This window comes from Rhodococcus sp. I2R (genome assembly GCF_020889545.1).
Lineage (GTDB): Bacteria > Actinomycetota > Actinomycetes > Mycobacteriales > Mycobacteriaceae > Rhodococcoides.
This window is the reverse complement of sequence record NZ_JAHUTG010000028.1, coordinates 1-23,215: the sequence shown is the minus strand read 5'-3', so window position 1 is coordinate 23,215 and position 23,215 is coordinate 1. Positions and strand designations below refer to the sequence as shown.

Genomic DNA, 23,215 nt, shown 5'->3' with positions numbered 1-23,215 from the left:
GAGCCACCGACAGTCTTTGAGACTGCATCTGTGGCCAGCATCACATAACGAAATGATAACGATAGACGCGAGGAAATCCTCATGTTTTGCCGCGGCAAATTGCGTCGCTGCCAGCACCGATGTTTGTTACCGGCGAGTTCGACACGGTGTCGAAAAATCGCTGCTGGGCGGGCTACTCGCGGGTAGCAGTAGGACATCAAATGAAACGTGAGGATTTCCTCATGATTCTGTGTCAACCTGGTGTCACGCGGATAGAGCACACGTCGCCGACGACGTCCGAGCTCCACGATTTCGCTCCACTACGCCGAGACGACGGCGTCGCCGACGAACCCTCACCCCTCGAGGCGTTCACGAGAGGAATGCTGCACCTTGACGATCAACGAGAGCACACCATCACACGGACAGGGCGCGGGCAGGTCCCCCAGGAGCGGTGGCGGTTCTCGTACGCTCGCAGACCGCTTCGCAGCCGGTGAACCGTACGCACTCGCCTTCGGAGGCCAGGGTGCACCGTGGCTCAGCTCCCTCGAAGAGCTCGCCCGCGATTCCGCGCTCGAGCCGGAACTGACCGACCTCGTCAACGAATCCGCCACCATCCTGGCCCCCGTCGCCGACGAACTTCTCGTCGTTCGTTCCGTCGGCTTCGATCCGATCGGCTGGATGCTCGAGCAGGATCTCGCCGAGGATGCCGACGACGCAGCCACATTCGGCCCGTCGGAAACGGCATTGACCTCCGCAGCGGTCTCCCTGCCGGGTGTCTTCCTGACTCAGGTCGCCGCCCTGCGCGCGCTCAAGCTGCAGGGACTCGACCCCGCCGAGACTCCGCCCGTCAGCGTCATCGGACACTCGCAGGGGCTCATCGCAGCAGAATCCGTCAAGAGCAACGGCGGCGAGGACGCTTCGCTGCTGGCCGTCGCACAGCTCATCGGTGCTGCCGCAGGCCTCGTTGCCCGTCGACGCGGGATCATCGGTGCCGCGGACCGCGCACCCATGGTCTCGGTTTCCGGTGTCGACCCCACCCGCCTGCAAGCCGTCGTCGACGAGCTCGCCATCCCCGGCGCCCCCGAGCGCTCGGCGATCCTCGCCATCCGCAACGGTCGTCGCCGCGTCGTCCTGGCAGGCCCACCCGCCCAGCTCGCTCGCGTGCAGGAAAAGTGCGAGCAGATCGCTGCGTCGGAAGAGCGTGAACGCGACGCCAAGAAACGCGGCGGAGCTGTGTTCTCGCCCGTCTTCGAACTTCTCCCCGTCGAGGTCGGCTTCCACCACCCGGCATTGAACGACGCCGTCGAACTCGTCTCGGCCTGGGCGGCTCGCTGCGGTCTCGACACCGACGTCGCACGCGACCTCGCGCAGCGCATCCTGGTCGATCCGGTCGACTGGGTCGGCGAGATCGACTCGGTGGTCGACGCCGGTGCCTCGTGGATCCTCGATCTCGGCCCCGGTGACCTCCTCACCCGCATGACGACGCCGGCCCTGCGCGGCCAGGGCGTCGGCATCGTCGCCGCCTCCACCCGAGGCGGGCATCGCAACCTGCTCACCCCGGGCGCAGCGCCCGAGGTGCAGCCGTCCTGGTCCGAGTTCGCACCCAAGCCGGTCACACTTCCGGACGGCCGCGTCGTGGTCGAGACATCGTTCACCAAGCTCACCGGCCGTTCGCCCATCCTGCTCGCGGGCATGACTCCCACCACCGTCGACGCGAAAATCGTTGCAGCAGCAGCGAACGCCGGACACTGGGCCGAGCTCGCAGGCGGCGGACAGGTCACCGAGGACATCTTCAACGACCGCGTCGCGGAGCTCTCGCAGCTGCTCGAACCGGGCCGCGCCGTCCAGTTCAACTCGCTCTTCCTCGACCCGTACCTGTGGAAGCTGCAACTCGGTGGACGCCGACTCGTCCAGCGAGCGCGCGCCGCCGGAGCCGCATTCGACGGCGTCATCGTCACCGCCGGCATCCCCGAGCTCGAAGAAGCCGTGGCGCTCATCGAGGAGCTCAACGAGGCCGGCATCTCCCATGTCTGCTTCAAGCCCGGAACGGTGGCGCAGATCCGTTCGGTCATCCGTATTGCCAACGAGGTGCCGTCGTACCCGGTGATCGTCCACATCGAAGGTGGGCGCGCTGGTGGACACCACTCGTGGGAGGACCTCGACGACCTGCTGATCTCCACCTACGCCGAGCTGCGGGCACGCCCCAACCTCGTCATCTGTGTAGGCGGCGGAATCGGAACCCCCGAGCGCGCCGCCGAATACCTCTCCGGACGGTGGTCGCTCGGCGCCGGCTACCCGAGGATGCCGCTCGACGGCATTCTCGTCGGAACTGCCGCGATGGCCACCCTCGAAGCCACCACCGCGCCCGAGGTCAAGCAGCTCCTCGTCGACACCCCGGGTACGCCCGACTGGGTCGGCGCAGGCACCGCGGTCGGCGGAATGGCCTCGGGCCGAAGCCAGCTCGGCGCCGACATCCACGAGATCGACAATGCCGCATCACGCTGCGGCCGCCTGCTCGACGAGGTCGCCGGAGATTCCGACGCCGTAGCGAAGCGGCGCGATGAGATCATCGCCGCGCTCGACGGAACCGCGAAGCCGTACTTCGGCGATGTCGCCGAGATGACCTACCAGCAGTGGCTCACGCGTTACCTCGACCTGGCCATCGGCACCGATGGACACAGCGAATTCGACTGCGGCGGTGAGTTCACCGAGGACGTGTCCTCCGCTCGCGAATCGGTGTGGCTCGACATCACCTGGCGCAAGCGCTTCCTCGACATGCTTCAGCGCGCCGAGGCACGTCTGCACCCGGTCGACCGTGGACCGATCCCGACACTGTTCGCCGACGTAGAGACGCTCGAGCGGCCCCGCGCAGCCCTTTGTTCGCTGTTCGCTCAGTTCCCGGACGCCGCAGATGTCGTGCTGCACCCGGCCGACATCACGTTCTTCACCTCGCTCTGCAAGCTGCCGGGCAAGCCCGTCAACTTCGTCCCCGTCGTCGACGGCGATGTCCGTCGCTGGTGGCGCAGTGACTCCCTGTGGCAGGCACACGATCCGCGTTACTCCGCCGACCAGGTCTGCGTCATCCCCGGCACCGTCGCCGTGGCAGGCATCACCGAGGTCGACGAGCCGGTCGGAGATCTGCTCAACCGCTTCGAGAAGGCCGCCGCCGACGAACTCGTCGCAGGCGGTGTCGAGGCCGTCAGCGTCGCCAGCCGTCGACACGCGGAGATCGCTCCCGGACTGCTCGGCATCGTGCTGGCCGCGCCGGATGTCAACTGGGCTTCGCGCATGACGAAGAACCCCGTTGCACGCCTCGGTGATCCAGCCGAATGGATCGTCCAGTCCGAGATGGTGGCTGCGCATCCGCAGACCGGTGCGACGCTGACCGTGCACGATTCCGATGTCGTCGAGCTGGCAGTTCCGCTGGCCCCCGGCAAAGAGGTTCGCATTCGCCTGACCGTCCCGGCCTCGACCATCGACGGCGGCGCACCCGTCGTCACCGCCGAGGACGCAAGTGCATCGATGTCCGCACTGCTCGGAGTTGCAGCCGGACAGGATCTTCCGAAGGTCAAGAACGGCGTCGCCCGTATCAACCTCGCCTGGATTCCTGATCTGATCGCCGACCACGCCGGCGTCACCGGCTCGGGTCTGCCCGAATCGCTGACCGTCAGCGGCAAGGCCGTGCCCGACGTACTCGTCGGCGCCTGCTGGCCTGCTGTGTTCGCCGTCCTCGGTGCGACGCAGACTCAGGACGGCCAGGACGTCATCGAGGGCATGCTCGATCTCGTTCACCTCGACCACAGCGTCGATCTGGTCGGCCAGTTGCCGACCGACACCTCCATCCTGGTCGTCAAGGCCGAGACCGGAGAGGTGCTCGATACCGACCTGGGTCGCGTCGTGGAAGTCACCGTCGAGATCGGCGCCATGCTCGGGGAGGGGCTCGACGCCCCGGCCATCGCCACTCTCGTCGAACGTTTCGCTATCCGCGGACGCACCGGCAAGGGCGAACTGGTCGATCCGGCACGCGCCGGTGGATCGGTCTCCGCCGACGCCACGGACACTCCGCGCCGTCGCCGTCGTCAGGCCACGATTCTGGCTCCACGCAACATGGCCGCGTTTGCTCAGGTCTCGGGTGATCACAACCCGATCCACACCTCCGAGGCCGCGGCACTGCTCGCCGGTCTCGGCAGCCCGATCGTGCACGGGATGTGGCTCTCCGCCGCGGCCCAGCAAGTGGTCACCGCGATCGACTACGCGGACACCAAGACTCCGCCGCGTCGCCTCACTGCCTGGACCGCACGGTTCCTCGGCATGGTTCGCCCCGGTGCCGAGATCGACGTGCGCGTCGACCGCACCGGGTTCGACCAGGGCGCCGAGCTCGTCGAGGTCTCGTGCCGGGTGGAGGGCGAGCTGGTCATGGTCGCCACCGCGCGCACCGCGGCCCCGAAGACGGTGTACGCATTCCCCGGCCAGGGCATCCAGCGTCAGGGCATGGGTCTCGACGCCCGCTCGCGGTCCAAGGCTGCCCGCGAGGTCTGGGAGCGCGCCGACAAGCACACCCGCGAGGCACTCGGATTCTCGATTCTCGCTGTGGTGCGCGACAACCCGACCTCCCTCAAAGCTCGGGGCACCGTCCACAAGCATCCCGACGGTGTGCTGCACCTGACGCAGTTCACCCAGGTCGCCATGGCGGTGCTCGGCGTCGCGCAGGTTGCCGAGATGCGTGAGGCCGGAGTGTTCGTCGAGAACTCGATTCTCGCGGGTCACTCCGTCGGTGAATACAACGCACTCGCTGCGGTCGCCGGTGTGCTGCCGCTCGAAGCGGTACTCGAGGTCGTCTTCCAACGCGGATCAGCCATGCACGCTCTGGTGCCACGCGATTCCGCTGGTCGAAGCGACTACAGGATGGCCGCCATCCGTCCGTCGCAGATCGGTCTCGCCGACGAGGACGTGCACGCGTTCATTGCCGGTGTCGCCGAGGAGTCCGGGGAGTTCCTCGAGATCGTCAACTTGAACCTGCGCGGCTCGCAATACGCCATCGCGGGAACGGTCGACGGGCTCGGCGAGCTCGAGAAGAAGATCGCAGTGCGTCGCGCCGAGTTCGGTGGCAAGGCCGCCTACATCATGGTTCCGGGTATCGACGTGCCGTTCCACTCGACGGTGCTGCGCGGGGGAGTCGACGACTTCCGCAAGCGTCTCGAAGCACTGCTGCCCGCCGAGCTCGACCCCGAGATCCTGCTCGGCCGCTACGTCCCGAACCTGGTGCCGAGGCCGTTCTCCCTCGAACGTGATTTCATCCAGGAGATCGCGGACCTGGTTCCGTCGGAACCACTCGACACCGTGCTTGCAGACTTCGATTCCTGGGCTGCACGACCGCACGATCTGTGCCGAGTCGTCCTGACCGAGCTCCTGGCATGGCAGTTCGCCAGCCCGGTGCGCTGGATCGAGACCCAGGACCTGCTCTTCGCAGACGAGTCCGAAGGTGGACTCGGAGTCGAGCGCTTCGTCGAAATCGGCCTCAGCGCAACGCCGACGGTCGCCAACCTGGCATCGCAGACGCTGAAGTTGCCGGGCCGCTTCGGTTCACCGGTCGAGGTACTCAACGTCGAACGTGAGGCCGCGATCGTCTACGGCACCGACACCGATCCAGCTCCGGTGGACGAGGAGGAGGAGTCAGCACCTGTCGCCGAGTCTGCTCCCGCGGCTGCTGCAGCTCCGGCCGCAGCTTCCGCACCGGCCGCGGCACCGTCCGGCGGCCCGCGTCCCGACGACATCGCGTTCAGCGCGTCGGACGCGACGAAGATCCTGATCGGACTGTGGACCAAGCTGCAGCTCGACCAGATCGGGCCCGCCGACACCATCGAGGCGCTGTGCGACGGCGTCTCCTCGCGTCGCAACCAGCTGCTCGTCGACCTCGGCTCCGAGCTGTCGCTCGGTGCCATCGACGGTGCAGCGGATGCGGACATGGGTGCGCTCTCCGGCACCGTCAACAAGCTCGCTCGTACGTACAAGCCGTTCGGCCCCGTGCTGACCGACTCGATCAACGATCACCTCCGCAAGGTCTTCGGACCGTCCGGACGACGCCCGGCGTCGATCGCGGATCGCGTCAAGAAGACCTGGGAGCTCGGCGACGGCTGGGCCAGCCACGTCACCGCCGAGGTTGCGCTCGGCACCCGTGAGGGAGTGTCCGTGCGCGGCGGAGCCCTCGGTGGCCTCGCCGACGGTGCGCTCGGTGACGGCGCCGCCGTGGACGCGGTCATCGACTCGGCCGTGGCCGCAGTCGCCGCACGCCGCGGTGTCGCAGTGTCGCTGCCCCAGACCGGTGGCGGCGGCGGGGGAACCGTCGACGCAGCTGCGCTCGGTGAGTTCACCGAACACATCACCGGACGCGACGGAGTGCTCGCCTCGGCTGCGCGCCTGGTGCTCGAACAGCTGGGTCTCGCTGACGCGCCGAACGCGCTCACAGCCGAGAACCCCGATGCCGAACTGGTCGATCTCGTTGCTGCAGAGCTGGGTTCGGACTGGCCACGAATGGTGGCGCCGGCATTCGACGCCCGCAGGGCCGTGCTGATCGACGACCGTTGGGCAACCGCCCGTGAGGACCTGGCCCGGTTGTGGCTCGGCACCTCGGGCGAGCTGACCGTCGAAAGCTTCGCCGGCGCAGGAAAAGCCGTCGCAGCGCAGGCACAGTGGTGGAAGGCCAAGGCCGACTACGAGCACAAGGCCGTGCTGGCCGAGACCTACGGCCGCATCGCCGAGATCGCAGCTCACACCGAGGAGCAGGGTCAGTGGTCCGATGAGGTTGCTGTCGTCACCGGCGGCAGCAAGGGCTCGATCGCGGCTTCGGTGGCAGCCAAGCTGCTCGGCGGGGGAGCGACGGTCTTCGTCACCACCTCGCGTCTGAACGACGAGCGATTGGCGTTCTACCGGAGCCTCTACCGCGAGAATGCTCGCGCCGGAGCGTCACTGTGGATCGTGCCCGCCAACATCGCGTCGTACTCCGATGTGGACGCGCTCATCGAGTGGATCGGCACCGATCAGGTCGATACGGCCGGCGGCGCCAAGACTCTCGTCAAGGCCGGTATCACCCCGACGATGTTGTTCCCGTTCGCCGCTCCTCGCGTGGTCGGTGAACTGTCCGACGCCGGTGGCCGCGCCGAGATGGAAATGCGTGTGCTGCTGTGGTCGGTGGAACGTCTCATCGGCGGACTGTCGAAGATCGGGTACGACAACGACATCGACACGCACCTGCACGTGGTACTTCCCGGTTCGCCGAACCGCGGAATGTTCGGTGGCGACGGTGCCTACGGAGAGTCCAAGGCAGCCCTCGACGCCATTGCGGCGAAGTGGGGCTCGGAGAAGAGCTGGGCCGAACGCGTCTCGATCGCCCACGCTCACATCGGTTGGGTGCGTGGCACCGGGCTGATGGGCGGCAACGATCCCATCGTCGAGGCAGTCGAGGCCGAGGGCGTACGCACCTGGTCCACCGACGAAATGGCAACCGAACTGCTGAAGCTGTGCGAGCCCTCCGCTCGTCGGCAGGCAGCTGAGGCTCCGCTGCTCGCGGATCTCACCGGCGGCTTGGCCAGCACCAAGCTCAACCTCGTCGAACTCGCTCGCGAAGCCGCAGCTGCCGCTGCGGACAAGACCGAGGAAGCCGTCGACGAGTCGGTCATCGCCGCGCTGCCCGCGCCGCCTCGGCTCACCGCAACAACGGCTCCGGCCTGGCCGTCGCTCGATGTCGATCCGAAAGACCTGGTCGTCATCGTCGGCGCCGGGGAGCTCGGACCCTACGGCAGCGCGCGTACCCGTTTCGAGATGGAGGTCGACGAGCAACTCTCGGCGGCAGGCGTTCTCGAGCTGGCATGGAACACCGGGCTCATCGCCTGGGAGAACGATCCCAAGCCGGGCTGGTACGACATCGAATCCGGTGACCTCGTGCCGGAGGAGGAGATCGCCGACAAGTACCACGACATCGTCGTCGAGAAGTGCGGTATCCGTACCTACGCCGACGACGGCGCGATGGTCGGTAACACCGCACCGCTGATGACGTCGGTGTTCCTCGACAACGACCTCACCTTCGTGGTCGGCAGCGAGATCGACGCACGCTCGTTCGCCGCGGCGGACCCCGAGCACACGCTGATCACTCCGGTCCCGGATTCGAGCGACTGGCAGGTCACCCGCAAGGCCGGCACCGAGATTCGCGTGCCGCGGAAGATGAAGCTCACCCGCACCGTGGGTGGACAGATTCCCACCGGCTTCGATCCGACCAAGTGGGGCATCTCGCCCGATATGGCCAGCTCGGTCGATCGGGTTGCCCTGTGGAACATCGTCACCACGGTCGACGCATTCATCTCCTCGGGCTTCAACCCGTCGGAACTGATGCGCTGGGTGCACCCGACGCTGGTCGCCAACACTCAGGGCACCGGAATGGGCGGCATGGAGTCGATGCGCTCGCTCTACATCGACACCCTGCTCGGCGACGCTCGTGCGAACGACATCCTGCAGGAAGCTCTGCCGAACGTCGTTGCCGCGCACGTGGTTCAGTCGTACATCGGTAGCTACGGCGCGATGGTTCACCCCGTCGCCGCCTGCGCCACCGCCGCTGTCTCCGTCGAAGAAGGCGTCGACAAGATCAAGCTGGGCAAGGCGCAGCTCGTCGTCGCCGGCGGTTTCGACGACCTGAGCACCGAGGGCATCATCGGCTTCGGCGATATGTCCGCCACCGCGGACTCGGCAGCGATGACAGCCAAGGGCATCAGCGATCGCCGGTTCTCTCGGGCAAACGATCGCCGACGCGGCGGCTTCGTCGAGTCACAGGGCGGTGGCACCATCCTGTTGGCTCGCGGCGACCTAGCACTCGAGATGGGCCTGCCCGTCCTCGGTGTGGTGGCGTACGCGCAGTCGTTCGGCGATGGTGTGCACACCTCCATCCCGGCTCCGGGCCTCGGCGCCCTCAGTGCCGGGCGCGGCGGCAAGGACTCGTCATTCGCGTTGTCTCTCAACGCACTCGGCGTCAGCGCCGACGACGTGGCCGTGATCTCCAAGCACGACACTTCGACCGCAGCCAACGACCCGAACGAGGCAGAACTGCACACCCGCCTCGCGAAGGCCATCGGCCGCACCGACGGAGCGCCGCTGTTCGTCGTATCGCAGAAGAGCCTGACCGGGCACTCGAAGGGCGGTGCTGCAGCATTCCAGCTGATCGGCCTCTGCCAGGTGCTCACGAACGGCGTCATCCCGCCGAACCGCAGCCTCGACTGCGTGGACGACAAGATGACCGAGTTCGAACACCTCGTCTGGGCTCGCGAACCCCTGCGGTTCGGTGACTCGGTGCCGCTGAAGGCGGGACTGCTCACCAGCCTCGGCTTCGGGCACGTATCCGGCCTCATCGCCGTGGTGCACCCGCAGGCATTCCTCGAGGCGGTACCTGCCGATCGTCGGAGCGACTACGTGGCCCGGGCGAACGAGCGCCGCATCGCCGGTCAACGCAGGCTCATCTCGGCGATGGTGGGAGGTGACGCCCTGTACGAGCGTCCCGACGACCGCAGGCTCGGACACGACGGGACGCCGGCCAAGGCGTCGCGCGAGCTCGAAGCCGACGTCCTGCTCACCGAGGCAGCGCGCCTCGGCGAGGACAACGTCTACAGCTCCGGTCTGCCGGGGTGCAAGTAATGGCGATTCTCGGAGTAGGTTTCGACCTGGTCACCGTGTCCGACTTCGCCGAGCAGATGGACAAGGCAGGCACGACGATGATCCGCGACAGCTTCACCGCGGGTGAGCGTCGGCATGCGGCGACGAAGAGTGCCGAACCGGCCCGCCACTACGCAGCACGGTGGGCCGCCAAGGAAGCGGTGTTGAAGGCCTGGGCGACCTCGCGGTTCGCCAGGCCCCCGCAGATCGGGGACAACCCGTATCCGCTGATCGAGGTCGTCAACGACGCGTGGGGGAGGCCGTCCATCAAGCTGCACGGGATGGCCCTCGAGTTCCTGCCGACGGTGAAGATTCACCTCTCCCTCACGCACGACGGCGACATCGCCGCCGCCGTCGCGATCCTGGAGGAGTGAGTCAGTAGTACTCCGAACGCCGGTCCACCTTCGGGTGGGCCGGCGTTGGTGTTGGTGGGCGGGTTTTGGTGAGCGAATGTCACATCCGGTCACCTTTTTGCGAGCGAATGTCACATCCGGTCACCTTTTTGCGAGCGAATGTCACATCCGGTCACTCTGAGTGTGCGAGGGCGGCATTCGGTCACTTGGGTCGGAGCGAGGGTGACATTCGGTCACTTGGGGACCGGCGAACCGACTGTCAGTCGACGCTCGATGCGCCCGAACGCCGCGATTGCTTCTCGGCGACGAGGAGGTAGGCGGTCATGATCTGCTTGAGCTCGGCCACTGCGTCCTCGTGACTCTGGCCGTCCTGGACGGAGAAGTTGAGCATCGAGTAGACGATATGCACCAGCACCTGCGCCATCAGGTTTCGCTTCGCACGAGGGGTGCGCGGTGTCAATGGCCCGAGCATCTTGGCGACCTGGTCGGCGAACTCGCGTTCGTGGATGACTCCGGTGGCGCGGGTGGACGGTGTCGACTGCATCGCCAGCCACACTTCGCGGCGCGACGGATCGGACATCCAAAGCCCCGCCATGTGGTCGACGAACTTGTTGAGGAAGCGTAGCCAGTCGAGTGAGGGCACCTCGCCGTTGAACTCCGCGAGCTCCTGCTGGACGCCGACGAGGTCCTGTCGATTGAGCTCGCAGACGATGACGTATTTGTTGGCGAAGAATTGGTAGAGCGTCCCGATGGGCAGCTCGGCGCGGGAAGCGACCTCTTCGCAGGTGAACGATTCGAAGCCGACATCGCTGAGGAGCTCACGCGATGCGGCGAGGAGCGCGTCGAACTTGCGCTGGCTGCGTTCCTGGGTGGGACGCCGGCGTGGCATCAGCTCTTGGGTCTCCGCCGTCGATTCGAGCGCGGCGTCGAGACGTCTCGCGGACTGGGCGCTAGCAGAGGACTCCACCTGCACAGGCTAGCGGCCCGGCGCACATCAACTCCACTACGCGCGGTAACAGGCAACATCCTCGTCGTGTCGGCGGTCGGCGAACTGTCATTCGTAACAGTGCCCTTGTAATTGCTTTGTGACGGGCGATAGGTTGTTTTCTCGTCAAGAAAACAGTCATCGGGTATGGTTCACTGCAGAAGTTACGTTTCGTGCAGGGTGTGCGTTCGCTTCGGTGGGCGCTCATGTCGGGAGCCTCACCCTCAGGCACAGGAGTTTTGACGTGGCGATCATTGGTTTGTCGATCGAATCCAACGCGATGCATGCTGTCCTCTTCGATTCCGAGGCGGGCACTGTGCTCGCCAGCGAAGACTCGTCCAGCAACGGATCGGATTCGCTGTCGGCGATGATGAGGTCCATGCGGGCCGCCGCAGCCGACCTGCAAGTCCAGGTCGAGGCGACGGCCTTTGCATACCGCACCGAGCACGAGCGCGCGTTCTTCTCGTCCGAGTTGGCCAAGCACGGCGTCGGGCAGATCGAGATGGTCCCCGCGCAAACCGCCTTCCTGGGATGGCTGGCCGAAGCGCCGGCGTTCCAGTCGGCAGAGTGCGTCCTGCTCTACCACGTGGGGTCTGCCGGAGTGGCCATGTCCTTGGCGGATACCGCGAACAAGACCCTGTCCGCACCCAGGAACGCGTCGCTGGAGTCGAAGAGTCCGGAGCATCTGGGCGGCACGGTGCCGTTGGCCTGGGAAATCCTGGACGAGGCAGGAATGAAGCCCGACGCGGTCGCGCTCTTCGGTGACGGATCCGCGGACCGGAATCTGCCCGATATTCTGTCGCTGGGCTTGAGTGCCCGAGTGATCCGAGTCGAGGTGCCCGACCGCCTCGCAGCTGAGGGAGCCGCCCGAGTGGCCGCGCTTGCCGTCGCCCACGACGCTCCCGTCGCCGCATCCGTTGCCACCGAGGTCCATGCCGCCGAGGTCTATACAGTTGCGCTGCCTGCGCCGGCGGCGGCGAGCTCAACGGTGAAGAGTGTGGTTCCACCGCTCTCGACCGTGCCGGTGGCCGCTGCACAGTCGTCTCCGCGGGTGCCTCGGAAGAAGATCGTCCTGACGGCGGCTCTTCTCGTCGGCATTCTGTCCGGCGGGGTGGCCTTGGCGTCCACCCTGCCCGGTGACGCTCCGGCGGGCGCAGAGTCGGCCGACGCCGCACTGGTCGGGGCCACGCACGATGTCGAAGCAAGCCAAGATCTCGGGGCCACCGAGACCTCCGCTGCAATCCCCGAGCCGGTCGCCGGCGTCCCGTTGCCCCCGCCGCCCGGGCCCGAACCTGTCCCCGACGGAGCCCCCGCACCGGAACCGTCCGCCGCGCAAGGCGTAGCTGGCTGGCCAACAATCGCCCCGACGACAACGAACCCCAGGTCCGAGATACTCACGCCGATACCGGTGCAGGCAATTCCGCCGGCTGCGGCCGTCGTTCCCCAAAAGACGGTCGAGCCGCCGCAGTTCACCGTGCCCGTGGTCATCCCCGAACAGGGCAAGTCGCAGGAGCAACTCGAACAGGAAGCCTGGGATCGGCACTGGCAGCACACTGCCGACTGGTTGGAGCAGGAACTCGGCGCGAACTGAGATCCCACCTCGCAGACACGTTGAGTTCGGCCTGGGACAGCCCTGTGGCGGGCCGATCGCTGTGTCAGGATGAACTCTGTGTCAGCGAAACGGGAGTCGGCTGTTCGGTCATCGGTTGCGGCGGATATGCCGCGCGCTCGTCGAGAGTTGAGCGAGCTCATCGCTTTTCGCTCGGTTGCCGACGAACGGCAGTACCCCCGTGAGGAATGCGTCGCAGCTGCAGAGTGGGTGCGTGGTGCATTCCTCGACGCCGGTATCGAGTCGGCGGAACTGATCGAGACGATTGACGGCTCCTACGCTGTCGTGGGCCAGCGCAAGGCAGTCGGCGGCGCGCCCACGGTCCTGCTGTATTCGCACTACGACGTGCAGCCTCCCGGTGACAGCGCGTTGTGGGCCAGTGAGCCGTTCGAGCTCACCGAGCGCGACGGGCGGTGGTACGGCCGCGGTTCGGCGGACTGCAAGGGCAACGTCGTCATGCATCTGCTGGCGCTACGGGCCCTCGGGTCCGATTGGGGCGTCGGCGTCACCGTCGTCAGCGAGGGGTCGGAGGAGATGGGCACCGGCGGCCTGGAGGACCTCGTCGAGAAGCGTCCCGAGTTGTTCGCAGCCGATGTCATCATCATCGCCGACACCGGCAACGCTGCCGTCGGGCAACCGACGGTCACCACGACGCTTCGGGGCATTGCGAACGTGGTGGTGCGGGTCGACACGCTCGCCGGAGAAGTGCACTCCGGTATGTACGGAGGACCCGCGCCCGACGCGTTGGCCGCGTTGATCGCGCTGCTGGCGACATTCAGGGACGAGCACGGCAACACCGTCGTCGACGACCTCCCGGCCGATCAGGCGTGGGACGGGGTCGACTATGCACCGGAACGGTTCCGGGCCGATGCGGGCGTTCTCGACGGGGTGGACCTGGCCGGGTCGGCATCGGTAGCCGATGCCGTGTGGGCTCGGCCCGCGCTGACAATCCTCGGAATCGACTGTCCGCCGGTGGTCGGTTCCGCGGCAGCGATCTCGCCGACGGCCTCCGCCCGGCTCAATCTCCGCGTACCGCCGGGAATCGACGCCCAGGTTGCCCAGGACGCCCTGGTGGCGCATCTACACGCACATGTGCCGTGGAACGCCCGAGTGAGCGTCGAGCGCGAGGCGATCGGATCACCGTTTCGTGCCCGCACCGACGGGCCGGGCTACGCAGCGCTGGGCGACGCCTTGGAGGAGGCGTTCGGTGCGCCTGTCGGCTCGGCCGGGCAAGGCGGATCGATCCCGCTGTGCAACGTTCTTGCCCAGACGTTTCCGCACGCGGAAATCGTCCTCATGGGCGTCGAGGAGCCGCAGTGCCGGATCCACGCACCGAACGAAAGCGTCGACCCGAGCGAAATCGAAAACCTCGCCGTCGCCGAAGCTCTGTTCCTGCAGACGCTGGGAGCGTCAGACCGATAGGTCGCGGCGCAGTTTCGCGACGTGGCCGGTGGCTCGGACGTTGTACTGGGCGACCTCGATCTTGCCTGCCTCGTCGACGAGGAATGTGGACCGGATGACGCCCTGCACAGTCTTGCCGTACATCTTCTTCTCACCGAACGTGCCCCAGGCTTCCAGCGTCGCCTTCTCCGGGTCGGAGAGCAGCGGGAAGTTCAGCTCCTCGGCGTCGCGGAACTTGGCCAGCTTCGCGGGCTTGTCGGGGGAGATTCCGATGACCTCGATGCCCTCGCCGTTCAGCTCGGCAAGGCTGTCACGGAAGTCGCAGGCCTGCTTGGTGCAGCCCGGAGTGCTGGCCGCGGGGTAGAAGTACACGATCACTTTCTTGCCCGCGTAGTCGGCGAGGGAGACCTCGTTGCCGTCGGCGTCGGGCAAAGTGAACGCGGGAGCGGTGTCTCCGGCTTCGAGCTTCTTGTTGTCGGTCACCTGACGAGACTAACCAATACGATGCGTGCTCTACGCTCGACGTTGACACACGCAATACAGCGACAAGTTGGAGGACACGTGGCCAGGGACACCGACAGGATCGAACGCGAGATCGAGGCCGCTCGCAACCAGCTCGCGAGCACCCTCGACGAGCTCAGCGTTCGAGCCAGCCCCAAGCGCATCGCCGAGAACACGAAGCAGTCGCTGCTGGCGAAGATGAACGAACCGCCGGTCAAGTACACCCTCATCGGTGTCGGGGCAGTCGTCGCAGTACTGATCGTCCGCAGGTTTTTCAACTAGAAACCAGGCCCGACCAGCCGATTTCACATCTGGCTGTCGATCCTGTTAAAGTTTCTCCCGCACCGCAGAAGTGACCGCGGTGCGGATCGGCGCCATTAGCTCAGTTGGTTAGAGCAGCTGACTCTTAATCAGCGGGTCCGGGGTTCGAATCCCTGATGGCGCACCCTGAAACACCCCCTCACCAGCGTAAAGCCGGCGAGGGGGTGTTTTGCTTTCTGCGCGAAAATCACGAATCCACCTTTTACTCATCTTTTTGGTGCGAAAGAGTCGAGTGCGCTGGTCATGTCGGGTGCGACGGTTACGCGCTGGATATAGTGCGCTTCGGTCACACGTGTGTTGGCGTGCCCGAGTTGCATCTGTGCGGCCTCGACGCCGTAGGTTTCCTTCACAAGAGTCGCCACTGTCTTCCGAAGTGTGTGAGGTTTCACCCACTCGAATTCGTCGCCTCTGGCCGCTCGCCATGATCGGCGGACGTTAGCCGGCGAAACCCAGTTGCCAGTGGCGGTCACGAAGACGGCGTTCCATGGGTTGTAGTACGTGGGAAGCTCCTGGCGTCGGCGTAAGCCATCGGCCGCGAACGCTGGTAGTACCAGCGTGAGCGGTGGCGAGTCGCCTTTTCGGTGCTCCTGTCGGAACAGACTTTCACCCGCTGCACGCGGGACGACAAGCGTCGCGTTAATCGTGACGCGCGGAATTTGAGAGATCAGATCGATTTGAGGCCACGTCAAGGCAAGAACTTCGCTGATTCTGCCACCGGTGGCGAGAAGCAACATCAAAATGTCCTCGAGGTGCGCTCCTGGCTTCTGGCCGAGTTTTGGTGAGATCACTCCGAGCTGGTCGACAGTCTGGTGGCGACAGTAGTTTTGGATCCGCCCGCGAAGCTCGTCGAGCTCGTCTCGGGTCAGTGCTCGAATGGCTTGCCGTTTGATTGTCGGGCGGGGGACCTCACGAACGGGATTGTGCTCGAGAAAATCGAAGCGAACTGCGGTCCCGAGCATCCCAGAGAGAATGACCCGCGAGATTCGTGCGCCGCTGGGAGTGCGCTCCGAGATCGAGGAGATAAGCGAATCGATCTTGCCCGTCGTAATCTCGCGGATCAGAAGTTCACCGACAGGGCTCGCGCAATACGAGGACCAGGCCTGCTTGTAGCCTGTAATCGTCTGAGGTGCAACTACTTTAGCCTTCTGGTCAATCCAGTACGCATATAGATGTGACATCGTCGACGACTTCGTGAGCTCCTGAATTATTTCGCCGGACGGAACTGTGCGTTCGGAGAGCTTTTTCTGCAACCGACTTCTCGCCTCGGTAGCAGATCTACCGCTCGCCTCGACTGTTCGTTTCTTGCCGTCGGTATCGCGTATGCGTGTCCGTGCGACCGTGCGCCCACCTGACTTGAGGGTGGTAATTTTTCCCCACTCACCGAGTCGAAGTCGCTCTCTAGGCATCTGCTTCGTCGTCTCCAGTGTCCATGTCAAGGTCTGTCATCTGGTGGAACAGCACTTCGGAGCGTCGACGGGCATCTTCGTACGCCATCTGCATCGTCTCGACATGCTCCGCCGACTCCTTCGTCGTTAGTCCAATCCGCAGTTGTGCACGTGCTCGACGCATGGTCTGAAGGGCCTGTAGCCACTCTCGCGTGATGCTGACGCGATCGTTCTTAGGGTCGAACTGTTCTCGCACCCACATCTCGACTGGTTCCTCGTTCTCCGTGTCGGACCAGCCAGGAGATGGTTTCAGCAGGCCGGCTTCGCCGCTGAACCATCGCAGGGCATCGTGGGATTCCTGGGGGAGCCCGGGTAGTACTTCGACTTCGCCTTTCGGCAAGTCGGGAAACATGAGTTGGGCGGGCGAGACACCCAGCGCGGCTGCCAGGACCAGCAGCTCGGCCACGTCGACGCTCTTTTTTCGGCCGTTTTCGAGTTCCGCAAGAACGTTGCGCGAGATGCCGAAGCCGATGTCGGTGGTGCGCTCGGCCAGTTTGGCTGCGGAGAGCGCGGAGTGCTCTTTCCCTCTTAGGCGCCGCACCTCGCCCATGATGCGAGCGGCCACGGATTCTGACCAAGACTGTGTCATGAGCACAGAGCTTAGCCGATTCTCGCTAGTTCTTGCGGCGGGATCACATAGTTGATAATCTGCGTTGGAGTCACATGGACCACTGCGATTCCGGACTCAATTATGGGATCGCAACATAACCCAACGGAAGGTGAGGAAATGCCCAGACGGTTGCTATCAGTCCCGGAGGCCATGGCGTGCACGGGGCTTGGGCGCTCGAACTTCTTCAACAAGATCGCTACAGGCGAGATCCGCAGCGTGAAGATCGGAAAGCGGCGTCTCATCCCGGACACGGCAATCGACGAATACATCGAGGGCCTGGAAGCACAGTCGGAAGTAACCTCGGGCGTCGCCTGAGATGCCGCTGACACCCGACCCCTACGAACTAGAAACGCCCCCGGCGATTCCCGGTGTTACAAGCACCGAGGCCGAGGACGTTTTCGAAACCTCTACCTTGCAGGAAGGAGTTTCACCTTTGGATACTAATCGGTGTTGACCAGCCTTTCAAGGCTATTCGCAACCCACCCCATCGCATCTTCGAGAAATCATCGATGACGTCATGGGTCGGTTGCGCGCGAGTTCACACGTCCCAGTTGTGAATTCGCCTGCGTACGAGACGCTTACGCCACAATCTGAACGACCCGCACCTCGGCTATTGGTCCGAGGTGGCGGTCGCTACCGGCCAAGCCTCGACGCTGCGTCGTTATCTGGCAGAGCCCGACGAAAAAAACCAGCCTGCCGCCGGCATGTGCACCCTTTGTAAATCCTCGACGACCGGCCCCGAGGCACCACCAGCTCGACTGATCATTGAGCAGGTGGCGATACCGATTAGCCACGCGTCCACTACGACGCGGGGCCATCGGGCGTGGAGCGGACACCGTGGGTGCGGAAATTGCATTTTCCGCACCGTCTTAGCTGAAACGCCAGTTCAGCACAGTTTTCGCTCCGCAGCTCTGTCGGTGACCTGCGCTAGGCTGCCGCTATGGACTTCCGACCAGGCAGAACACCCGCGGTGAGCACATCGGTCGGCCGTGTGGAACTTGCAACTGCGGCCGTGGAGCCGGAGATCCCACCGGCCGTCGCGAAGCGGATCGCGAGAGCGGTGGAATCTTCGCGGTCGGAGGGGACGCGGCGCACCTACGCCGCCGGGTGGCGACGCTTCGTCGGCTGGTGCGAACGCGAGGGACATGCCGCATTGCCGGCGCACCCGGTCACCGTTGCCGCGTATCTCGTCGACGCCGCCGATACCCGCACCGAAGCGGGGGAGCGGTCCTATGCCGTCTCTACCTTCGGGACCTGGATCGCCGCGATCAACCACCAGCACCGCACCACCGGCCACCTCTCCCCGTCCGCACACGAACTCGTCACCGCCACCCTGTCCGGGATACGCCGGGAGTACGCCGCCGCGGGGGACCGAGCCCGCACCCCGCGAGACCCATTGCTGGTCGACGACATCAAACTCCTTGTCGAGACGGCGCGGGAACGATGCCGAGGCTGGGCCGACGAGGTCCTCGAACGCCGCGACTCCGCAATTCTGCTCCTCGGCTTCGCCGGCGCATACCGCCGCAGCGAGTTGTCGGAGATGGTGTGTGGGGACGTCACTGTGCATCGGTACGACGGCCTCCACATCCGGTTGCGGAAGTCGAAGACCGACCAAGAGGGCAGAGGCGCGGTGAAAGCGCTGCCGTACACCGACTCTCACGAGACCTGCCCGCCCTGCGCGTACGTTCGCTGGGTCCAGATCGTCGGCGCATTCGACGTCGGCGGCAGGCCGTCGGTGATCCGCCTACTCCGTAAGCGGGAGTTGTTCGACGCGCACGTGTGCCGTGGGGGAGTACCTCGCACCGCCGCTCGCGCGCCGCTGTTTCGCGCCATCGCCAAGAACGGGAACCTCGGCAGCACCGCGTTGTCCGGAGCAGCAATCCACCAGACCATCCGTCGCCGCGCCGAACAGGCCGGCTACGACCCCACCGCATTGAGCAAACTGGGCGGGCACTCGCTCCGCGCTGGGTTTGTCACCCAGGGCACCCGCAACGGCGCCGACGGATCCGCCATCGCCCGCCAAACCGGCCACGCCAGCCTCGATTCCGTGGAGGTGTACCGACGTGAACATGCGCCCCTGGTGGGTAACGCCGTGGCAGACATCGGTCTCTAGCAGTAGACGGGTGCGGACACAGATGCCGACAGACTTTAACTTCTGGCAGTAAGATTGCAGACCGCTAGTCGACCGGGGCACGGATCGATTGCACGTGCGGTGTGAAGGGTATCAGTCGACGAGGGCCGAATCGCCATCTGGCAGCACGCTCGAACGCCGCAATGGTGGCGTCTGGGTTCCGTGGTCCCCATCCGTCCAAGTTCATTCGAGATCCGCGGTCAATGGGGCTCTGCTCCCAGGCATCCTGCGTCGCCGGCCGAACGGTTTCATCGATTCTTTCAAGAGCTCGTCTGTAGTGTTCGCCCATTCGTGGACTTTCCAATGCGACCCATATTCTTGACGCAGTCAGCTGTTCTTGAATACCGTGCCCGATCTCTGCAAGCACATTGAGGGTTTGCCCGTCGTCAGATGTACGCCGCCGCACCCGGTACGGGTATTCGGACCGTGCGACAAGTGCCCGGGCGGCCTGGGCGTAGCCTTCTCGACGAGAAGCAGCGGCTTCGCGCAGGCCTGCGATTCCTGCCGTTAGTAGTCCCCCTACTACGGAAGACCCCAGAGCCAATGGCACGATCTCAGTAAAGACATCAATATCGGTCACGATACGTTCTGCTCCAACACAGTTCGGTCTTCTGACCAATCGCGTACTGCGTTCCGGAACGCCCGGGTTGCGATCGGGTAGGTGCTGCTCGTCGCTGAGAGGTCGTTCGCCACAGGACTGCCGTGCGGGGTGTCTTCGGTGGGCCAGTCGTCCGTGCGGCGCCAGTGCTCTTCGAGAAATAGGTGGCGGTGCACCCGATTGACATAGTCTTCGACTCCATCGGCCGAAATCCATCGCAGTGGACGTGGATCGTTAGGGAACCAAAGGCACAACTCCCCGCAGCTGTACCCGAATTCTGGGCCCAGCGGTGATGGGTAGCGATGCTTCCAGCGGCGATCGGGCCCCAGCGGATAGGTTAGAGGATCCCAGTCTGCTCGAAAATATGTACGGGCTCGTTCTCGTCCATATCCAGCCGCTCGTAACTCCGGCGGCGCTGTGTATGTGATCTCAACGACAGCGCCGCCGATACTTGGGGCCCACGCTTGATCGACTATTACCCCTGCATGTAACCGTTCGATCCGGGTAGCAACAAACCTGGGATCGTCGAACAGTTCGTTCAGCGTGGTGCCCATGCTCGCCCCGGAGTGCTGGCTTCGCGTCCGCCCTGCGATAAAGACGGCCGGCCAGTGCTTGTTCGTGTTCCTGGGCTGTTCCATGTGGCTAACACTGTTTCGGGTGCGCGAGCACTGGCTGGCGGAAACGCATCACCGAATAGGCTGTGCCACACATCCTTGGCAGCCTCGATGTCGCCATGCGCTTCGAGTTCGATCGCCTCGTCGGCCCTGGCGGCGAAGTCGGCGAACATGAGGCCAGCGGTGGTGCGATCGGAGGCGGTCCACTTGACTGTCACGTCATCGTCTCCGGCTGGTTCGAGTATCGGTCCGCGTACGGCAGTCTGGGCGTGTGAGAGTGCCGCCGCAATTGCGTGCTTGTCCGCTTTCTCCTTGGTGATCGCGGCGTATGCCAGCGACTCCACGACGATCCCTTTGATGAAGCCCAATTGATCCTCGTGATTCTTGACGAGGGCTTTCAGTTCCCTGACCTGGTGCACGAACCGCCCGCCCGTGCCTTGATTTCGCGTCGAGACCGCGGCGATCTGACGTCGTGTATTGCTAGCTTCCCACCTTCGTTGTTCGCGGTCGCCGATGACGACCTCAGGGCCTTCGTCGAGGTCGAAGGCAGGGACAAGGTCGATGTCGAAATCAAGGTCGGAGAACGTGACGCGCAGCGCCTTGCCTGATGGGGTATCACCCTGGTCGAACTCTGCGTTTGGCCAGTGTGATTGAACTGCGTTTTTGAACCAGGCCATTGCGGTTGCTGGGCCGTTCGGTCCTTGAAGTTCTTGCCAGTGGGCGGCTTTGATGACGATCACAATGTCAACGTCTTTCAGCGGCGCGAGCATCGTCTTTCGTGCGAAGGATCCTTGGAGAAAGCTTGTCTTGACGAAACCAGCTTCGTCAAGAACCTTGCGTATCGCGTTGTGTCGTTGTTCGGCTTGTTCGCGCTGCTTGGGGTTCAAGTTGAGCGACGTGTCGAACACGGTGAAAGCACTATCGATGGTCTGTCTCACGGGGTGAAGTCCTCACTTCGATGCGGATGTCTCGTCACTTAGGTGAGGGCGTTACGCTGACTTCGTTGTTGGAGGTTGCGTAGCGGCCTCGGTCGGGATGGGCATGCCAGTGCCCGTCTCGACCAAATCTTGCAGTTACATGCTGGTCTCCGCCTCTGCTGCTGATTCATGATGATTCGGCCCATCGAGTGGATCCGGTGGGGGCGTGTCGTTGGGTTTGACTCCCAGAATTACGGTCGTGGGGTCGGTTGAGTAATTCAGCGGTACGGACAGGGTGATTCGTGCAGATCCCCACCACTGAGGCCCGCTCGTCGGCCCGCCTGCCTCTTCGCTGTCGGTTTGTGTGCGTGCGATCGCGAAGCCGACGGTGGCGTTGCTGTCGTTGAAGGATGCAGATGTGCCGTCTTTGTAGACAACGCTCATCTTGCCGCGGCAGCGCGAGCAGCATGATCGCATCAGGACTGAGGTGACAACACGCGGCACATCGAGAGACGCTTCGTAAGAGGTGACGTGCTGACGGGCGACATACTCGAACTCGCCCAAATTCAGAACGTTGTCGTTACGGGCGCGAACGAGGAACTTCCATACCGGCAACAGTTCCTTCAACGCGTCGATCGAGGCACCAGCGTCGCGGGCTTCAAGGATCCACTCCATGAGCCACACCACGCTGGTTGGGTATGCACCTGCGCGAGTTCCGACCCTGACACTGCGTGGCACGAGGCCTTCGGAAACGTAGAACGTAAGTTGCCGGTCGCTAATGGAGTATCCCGCTTTGCGGACGTTGGCGAGTAGCTCCGATTTAGTAACTAGGCTCGAACGGCCATCTTGGAGCTCCAAGTACTCAAGGAAGCCGTTCTGCTCGTGAACCATCTCGACCCCTTCGCTACAGTGCCACTGTAATCACTTGCGTGTTCTTTGTACGAGATTACACCTAGGGTCTGACACCAGCACCTGCGATGTAGCGCTGATCGACATGCCGATGGGCCACTGTCGGCGATACGCGCGTGAAAGATTTGTGCGACAGGAGTAGACAACGAATGACATTAATGCCAGTATTCGAACGTAGCGAAAGCACTTTCGTAACGTTCGACTAGCGAGGCGGTGGTCAGTCATGGGTGCACAGGCTCAGGCAGTCAGGTCGGAAACCTTCATGCCAGAAGAAGCTGGTCAGCTGGCACCAGTGCTGAGCTTCCTTAAGGCCCATGAGATGGCGACAGGCAACACGGTGCAAGCCCAATACGCGCTGGTCGGAGTGGACGAGCACGACCGAATCGAGTTGCCGGAGGGTGTTCACGCAGTGCTGAAGCGTGCGGTCGAGGCAATGCTTACGGGGCGCGCCGTGACGCTTGCACCGCAAAGCATGACGCTGACTACTCAGCAGGCAGCCGACCTCCTCGGGGTCAGCCGTCCTACTGTCGTACGTCTGATCTCAGACAGCAAAATAGCTGCGGATCGAGTGGGCAACAGGCACCGATTGCAGCTTGATGACGTGCTCGCGTACAAAGAATCGCGCCGTGCACGCCAGTACGACGCATTGGCTGAGACATCGGTTTCGGTCGATCCCGAAGAAGACCCCGACACAATTCGCGAGCAACTACGTGAGGCGCGCAAGGCTGGTGCGGCTCGGCGAAGGGCCGGAACACGCGCCTGAGATAGTTGACTCATGTTTGCTGCCGTGCTGGATACGTGCGTGCTGTGGCCCAGCCTGCAGCGAGATTTCCTGCTGTCGCTTGCCGTCGAGAATCTGTACCGCCCCCTCTGGTCGGACGCGATTCTCGACGAGCTGGAGTTTCACGAGGCTAGGAAGCTAGTGGAACGTGGAACTGACGAAGCAGAAGCGGCCCAGCGGGCGCGACGCCTAGTTCAGACAATGAGTACGGCGTTCGACGACGCGCGTGTTGTCGAGTGGGAAGCCTTAGCCCGAATGCACCGATCAACTGATGGCGTCGCTGTGAGTTTGGTTGTGCGGCTTCGAGTGGAGTGCGGGCGTGGGTGATCGTCCGACCTCTCGTGCCGGGTTGTTCCACTGGGTCTTTC

Annotated in this window: 14 protein-coding genes and 1 tRNA gene; 9 read left to right on the top strand and 6 right to left on the bottom strand. The window is 64.3% G+C overall.

The window, feature by feature from the left end:
- Positions 1 to 369: 369 nt before the first annotated feature.
- Complete coding sequence (locus tag KVY23_RS21705) at positions 370 to 9,654, top strand: type I polyketide synthase (protein ID WP_230558210.1); 9,285 nt, start codon at positions 370 to 372, stop codon at positions 9,652 to 9,654.
- Positions 9,654 to 10,046, top strand: coding sequence for a holo-ACP synthase (locus KVY23_RS21700; RefSeq protein ID WP_075839836.1), 393 nt, complete (start codon positions 9,654 to 9,656; stop codon positions 10,044 to 10,046). The genes KVY23_RS21705 and KVY23_RS21700 overlap by 1 nt, the downstream gene beginning before the upstream one ends.
- A gap of 238 nt (positions 10,047 to 10,284) precedes the next feature.
- On the opposite strand, the gene KVY23_RS21695 is transcribed toward KVY23_RS21700, so the two are convergent.
- The gene (locus tag KVY23_RS21695; RefSeq protein ID WP_083667847.1) at positions 10,285 to 10,914 is read right to left on the bottom strand and encodes a TetR/AcrR family transcriptional regulator; all 630 of its coding nucleotides are present in this window, start codon (positions 10,912 to 10,914) and stop codon (positions 10,285 to 10,287) included.
- Positions 10,915 to 11,254: 340 nt separating this feature from the next.
- Between KVY23_RS21695 and KVY23_RS21690 the strand changes: the two genes are divergently transcribed.
- Both KVY23_RS21690 and KVY23_RS21685 read left to right on the top strand, forming a co-directional pair.
- On the top strand, positions 11,255 to 12,601 hold the full coding sequence (locus KVY23_RS21690) for a hypothetical protein (RefSeq protein ID WP_230558209.1): 1,347 nt from the start codon (positions 11,255 to 11,257) through the stop codon (positions 12,599 to 12,601).
- 78 nt (positions 12,602 to 12,679) lie between these two features.
- Positions 12,680 to 14,041, top strand: coding sequence for a dipeptidase (locus tag KVY23_RS21685; RefSeq protein WP_308071111.1), 1,362 nt, complete (start codon positions 12,680 to 12,682; stop codon positions 14,039 to 14,041).
- Here KVY23_RS21685 and bcp read toward each other — a convergent pair.
- The gene (gene bcp, locus KVY23_RS21680) at positions 14,030 to 14,503 is read right to left on the bottom strand and encodes a thioredoxin-dependent thiol peroxidase (protein ID WP_206508306.1); all 474 of its coding nucleotides are present in this window, start codon (positions 14,501 to 14,503) and stop codon (positions 14,030 to 14,032) included. The two genes, KVY23_RS21685 and bcp, sit on opposite strands and share 12 nt — an antisense overlap.
- Positions 14,504 to 14,581: 78 nt before the next feature.
- Here bcp and KVY23_RS21675 point away from each other — a divergent pair, with 78 nt between their 5' ends.
- Together KVY23_RS21675 and KVY23_RS21670 are read left to right on the top strand one after the other, a co-directional pair.
- Positions 14,582 to 14,803, top strand: coding sequence for a DUF3618 domain-containing protein (locus KVY23_RS21675; protein WP_075839837.1), 222 nt, complete (start codon positions 14,582 to 14,584; stop codon positions 14,801 to 14,803).
- A gap of 89 nt (positions 14,804 to 14,892) precedes the next feature.
- Positions 14,893 to 14,966 (top strand) — tRNA-Lys (locus KVY23_RS21670).
- Between the two features lie 82 nt (positions 14,967 to 15,048).
- On the opposite strand, the gene KVY23_RS21665 is transcribed toward KVY23_RS21670, so the two are convergent.
- Positions 15,049 to 16,092 carry a site-specific integrase gene (locus tag KVY23_RS21665; RefSeq protein ID WP_230558208.1) on the bottom strand — a complete coding sequence of 348 codons (1,044 nt, stop codon included), beginning with the start codon at positions 16,090 to 16,092 and terminating at the stop codon, positions 15,049 to 15,051.
- Positions 16,093 to 16,240: 148 nt separating this feature from the next.
- Complete coding sequence (locus KVY23_RS21660) at positions 16,241 to 16,837, bottom strand: helix-turn-helix domain-containing protein (protein ID WP_230558207.1); 597 nt, start codon at positions 16,835 to 16,837, stop codon at positions 16,241 to 16,243.
- Between the two features lie 177 nt (positions 16,838 to 17,014).
- Between KVY23_RS21660 and KVY23_RS21655 the strand changes: the two genes are divergently transcribed.
- Complete coding sequence (locus KVY23_RS21655) at positions 17,015 to 17,212, top strand: AlpA family transcriptional regulator (protein ID WP_136171689.1); 198 nt, start codon at positions 17,015 to 17,017, stop codon at positions 17,210 to 17,212.
- A gap of 625 nt (positions 17,213 to 17,837) precedes the next feature.
- Positions 17,838 to 19,010 carry a site-specific integrase gene (locus KVY23_RS21650; protein WP_230558206.1) on the top strand — a complete coding sequence of 391 codons (1,173 nt, stop codon included), beginning with the start codon at positions 17,838 to 17,840 and terminating at the stop codon, positions 19,008 to 19,010.
- A gap of 1,154 nt (positions 19,011 to 20,164) precedes the next feature.
- Here the strand turns inward: KVY23_RS21650 and KVY23_RS21645 are convergent.
- A complete protein-coding gene (locus KVY23_RS21645; protein WP_230558205.1) occupies positions 20,165 to 21,178 on the bottom strand; it encodes a nucleotidyltransferase in 1,014 nt (337 codons plus the stop codon).
- Positions 21,179 to 21,313: 135 nt separating this feature from the next.
- Entirely contained in the window at positions 21,314 to 22,048 is a 735-nt protein-coding gene (locus KVY23_RS21640) for a hypothetical protein (protein ID WP_230558204.1), read from the bottom strand.
- Positions 22,049 to 22,328: 280 nt separating this feature from the next.
- Here KVY23_RS21640 and KVY23_RS21635 point away from each other — a divergent pair, with 280 nt between their 5' ends.
- Positions 22,329 to 22,829 carry a helix-turn-helix domain-containing protein gene (locus KVY23_RS21635; protein ID WP_230558203.1) on the top strand — a complete coding sequence of 167 codons (501 nt, stop codon included), beginning with the start codon at positions 22,329 to 22,331 and terminating at the stop codon, positions 22,827 to 22,829.
- Positions 22,830 to 23,215: the final 386 nt, after the last annotated feature.

Coding starts and splice junctions, on each gene's coding strand:
- KVY23_RS21700 (WP_075839836.1), top strand. CDS start 9,654: ATGGCGATTCTCGGAGTAGGTTTCGACCTGGTCACCGTGTCCGACTTC.
- KVY23_RS21695 (WP_083667847.1), bottom strand. CDS start 10,914: ATGCCACGCCGGCGTCCCACCCAGGAACGCAGCCAGCGCAAGTTCGAC.
- KVY23_RS21660 (WP_230558207.1), bottom strand. CDS start 16,837: ATGGGCGAGGTGCGGCGCCTAAGAGGGAAAGAGCACTCCGCGCTCTCC.
- KVY23_RS21655 (WP_136171689.1), top strand. CDS start 17,015: ATGCCCAGACGGTTGCTATCAGTCCCGGAGGCCATGGCGTGCACGGGG.
- KVY23_RS21650 (WP_230558206.1), top strand. CDS start 17,838: ATGGACTTCCGACCAGGCAGAACACCCGCGGTGAGCACATCGGTCGGC.
- KVY23_RS21640 (WP_230558204.1), bottom strand. CDS start 22,048: ATGGTTCACGAGCAGAACGGCTTCCTTGAGTACTTGGAGCTCCAAGAT.
- KVY23_RS21635 (WP_230558203.1), top strand. CDS start 22,329: ATGCCAGAAGAAGCTGGTCAGCTGGCACCAGTGCTGAGCTTCCTTAAG.